The sequence below is a fragment of the Mesorhizobium sp. M2A.F.Ca.ET.037.01.1.1 genome (assembly GCF_003998075.1).
GTDB lineage: Bacteria > Pseudomonadota > Alphaproteobacteria > Rhizobiales > Rhizobiaceae > Mesorhizobium.
Window position 1 is genome coordinate 1 of the sequence record NZ_RZSA01000773.1, and the last position, 3,282, is coordinate 3,282.

A 3,282-nucleotide genomic window follows, 5' to 3' on the forward strand; every position below is an offset into this window, starting at 1 on the left:
GTGCAGCGGCAGATGTTGCCGCTGCACGGGCTACCACAACATCGTGAAGGCGATCCTCGCCGCATCGCAAGCGATGGCGAAGGGCGCCAAGGGCAAGGCGAAGCAGGCAGCGTGAGGATCGAGCGAGTAGCGAATAGTGAGTAGCGAATAGTCGGTATTTTTTCGGCCGCTCTGCGCTCCACCAATTCACTACTCGCTATTCGCTACTCACTACTCGCTATTTTCGGGAGGAATTTCCTAATGGGTATCGAAGGCGTCGGCGCCCGCGTGGCGCGCAAGGAAGACAAGAGGTTCATCACCGGCGGCGGCCGCTATGTCGACGACATGGTGGTTCCCGGCATGAAGCATGCCGTGTTCGTGCGCAGCCCGCACGCGCATGCGCAGATCAAGAAGATCGACGTGAAGAAGGCGCAAGCGATGCCAGGCGTCGTCGGCGTGCTCACCGGCAAGGAGCTCAAGGCCGACGGCATCGGCAATCTGATCTGCGGCTGGATGATCCACTCCAAGGACGGCACGCCGATGAAGATGGGCGCCTGGTCGCCGCTTGCGGTCGATAAGGTGCGCTATGTCGGTGACGCCGTCGTCATCGTCGTCGCCGACACCAAGGGCCAGGCGCGCGACGCGGCGGAAGCGGTCGAGATCACCTACAAGGAACTGAAGGCGGTGGTCGAGGCGACCAAGGCCATCCAGCCCGGCGCACCGCAGGTCCATGCCGAAGCGGAGAACAACCTGATCTTCGACTGGGAGCTCGGCGACGGCAAGGCGACCGACGCGGCGATCAAGTCGGCGGCCCATGTCACGCGCATGAAAATCGTGAACAACAGGCTGGTGCCGAATGCGATGGAGCCGCGCGCGGCCCTCGGGCATTACGACAAGGCGGAGGACCACTATACCTGCTGGACGACGTCGCAGAACCCGCATGTCGCGCGGCTGGTGATGAGCGCCTTCTACAACGTCGCGCCGGAAAACAAGCTGCGGGTGATCGCACCCGATGTCGGCGGCGGCTTCGGCTCCAAGATCTACATCTATCCGGAAGAGATCGTTTGCCTGTGGGCATCGAAGAAGACCGGCGTCCCGGTCAAATGGGTGGCCGACCGCACCGAGAGCTTCCTGGCGGACGCGCATGGCCGCGACCATGTCTCGACGGTGGAGATGGCCTTCGACAAGGACAACCGCATCACCGCCCTGAAGGTCGACACGATAGCCAATCTCGGCGCCTACATGTCGCTGTTCTCGTCCTGCGTGCCGACCTATCTCTATGCCACGCTCTTGTCGGGCCAGTACAACATCCCGGCGATCCACGCCAATGTGCGTGCTGTCTACACCAATACCGCGCCCGTCGATGCCTATCGCGGGGCAGGGCGGCCGGAGGCCACCTACGTGCTCGAGCGGATGATGGAAACCGCCGCGCGCGAGCTTGGTGTGTCGCCGGCGGAACTCAGGCGCCGGAACTTCATCACGTCCTTCCCGCATCAGACGCCGGTGATCATGGCCTATGACGCGGGCGATTATAACGCATCGCTCGATGCGGCGATGAAGGCCGCCGACTATGCCGGCTTCACCAGGCGCAAGGCGGATGCGGCCAAGCAGGGCAAGCTGCGCGGCATCGGCATGAGCTGCTACATCGAGGCCTGCGGCCTGGCGCCATCATCGGCGGTCGGCTCGCTCGGCGCCGGCGTCGGCCTCTGGGAATCGGCGGAGGTACGGGGCAATGCCGTCGGCACGATCGAGGTGCTCACCGGCTCGCACAGCCACGGCCAGGGCCATGAAACGACCTTCGCGCAACTGGTCACCCAGCGCTTCGGCGTGCCGATCGACTCGGTCTCGATCGTGCATGGCGACACCGACAAGGTGCAGATGGGCATGGGCACTTACGGCTCGCGTTCCGGCGCCGTCGGCATGTCGGCCATCGTCAAGGCGCTCGACAAGGTCGAGGCCAAGGCCAAGAAGATCGCCGCGCACCTGCTGGAAGCGGACGAGGGCGACATCGTCATCGAGAATGGCGAGGTCAAGGTCGCTGGCACCGACAAGAGCCTGCCCTGGTTCCAGGTGGCGCTTGCCTCCTACACCGCCCATAATTTGCCGGCGGGCATGGAGCCGGGCTTGAAGGAAACGGCCTTCTACGATCCGTCCAACTTCACCTTCCCGGCCGGCTGCTACATCTGCGAGGTTGAGATCGATCCGGAGACCGGGTTGACCGAAATCATCCAGTTCGTCGCGGCCGACGATTTCGGCAACATCATCAATCCGATGATCGTCGAAGGGCAGGTGCATGGCGGCATCGCGCAAGGCGTCGGCCAGGCGTTGCTGGAGGGCGCACATTACGACGGCAGCGGGCAGCTTCTGACGGCAAGCTACATGGATTACACCATGCCGCGAGCGGACGACCTGCCGTCCTTCAAGGTCTCCACCTCGAACACGCCATGCCCGGGCAATCCGCTCGGCGTCAAGGGCTGTGGCGAGGCCGGCGCCATCGGCTCTCCGCCGGCGGTCATCAACGCCATCACCGATGCGCTGGGCGTCGACGACATTCCCATGCCGGCATCGCCCGCGACGGTGTGGGCTACCATCCGCGCGACGAAGCACTGAGGAGGAACGAGCATGTATTCGGTCAATTACCATCGCGCTTCTTCCGTCGCTGACGCCGCCAAGCTGCTGAAGAACGGCGACGCCAAGCTGCTCTCCGGCGGCATGACGCTGATCCCGGCCATGAAGACGCGGCTCGCGGCGCCTTCCGACCTTGTCGATGTCTCGCGGCTGAAGGACCTGCAGGGCGTCAAGTTGTCCGGCAAGACGGTCACCATCGGGGCCGCGACGACGCATTACGACGTCTCAACCGACGAGAAGCTGAAGAAGGTGTGCCCGGCGCTTGCGCATATGGCATCGCTGATCGGCGATCCGGCGGTGCGCTACAAAGGCACGATCGGCGGCTCGATCGCCAACAACGACCCGGCGGCCGACTATCCGGCGGCTTTGCTGGCGCTGGGCGCGACGATCATCACCAACAAGCGCGAGATCGCGGCGGACAAATTCTTCAAGGGCCTGTTCGAGACGGCGCTGAAGGAAGGCGAGATCGTCACCGCGGTGAGCTTCACCGCGCCGGCCAAGGCGGCCTACCAGAAGTTCCGCAACCCGGCTTCGCGCTACGCCATCGTCGGCGTGTTCGTGAGCAAGGGCAAGGACGGGGTGAGAGCCGCCGTCACCGGCGCCGGCGAGGACGGCGTCTTCCGCTTGAAGGAGGTCGAGGCCGCCCTGGCGAAGAGCTTCGACGCCGCCGCGCTC

The 3,282-nt window shown here is 64.5% G+C and carries 2 protein-coding genes and 1 pseudogene; all 3 read left to right on the plus strand.

The window, feature by feature from the left end; all coding sequences use genetic code 11:
- Window positions 1-115 (plus strand): annotated as a pseudogene (locus EOA27_RS42375) ((2Fe-2S)-binding protein); the annotation flags it as partial.
- A 125-nt stretch (window positions 116-240) separates the two neighbouring features.
- Window positions 241-2,589, plus strand: a complete 2,349-nt coding sequence (locus EOA27_RS28725) for a xanthine dehydrogenase family protein molybdopterin-binding subunit (protein WP_127257817.1) — start codon at window positions 241-243, stop codon at window positions 2,587-2,589.
- 12 nt (window positions 2,590-2,601) lie between these two features.
- Window positions 2,602-3,282 (plus strand): xanthine dehydrogenase family protein subunit M (locus EOA27_RS28730; protein WP_145970590.1); only part of this gene is annotated, 681 nt, incomplete at its 3' end.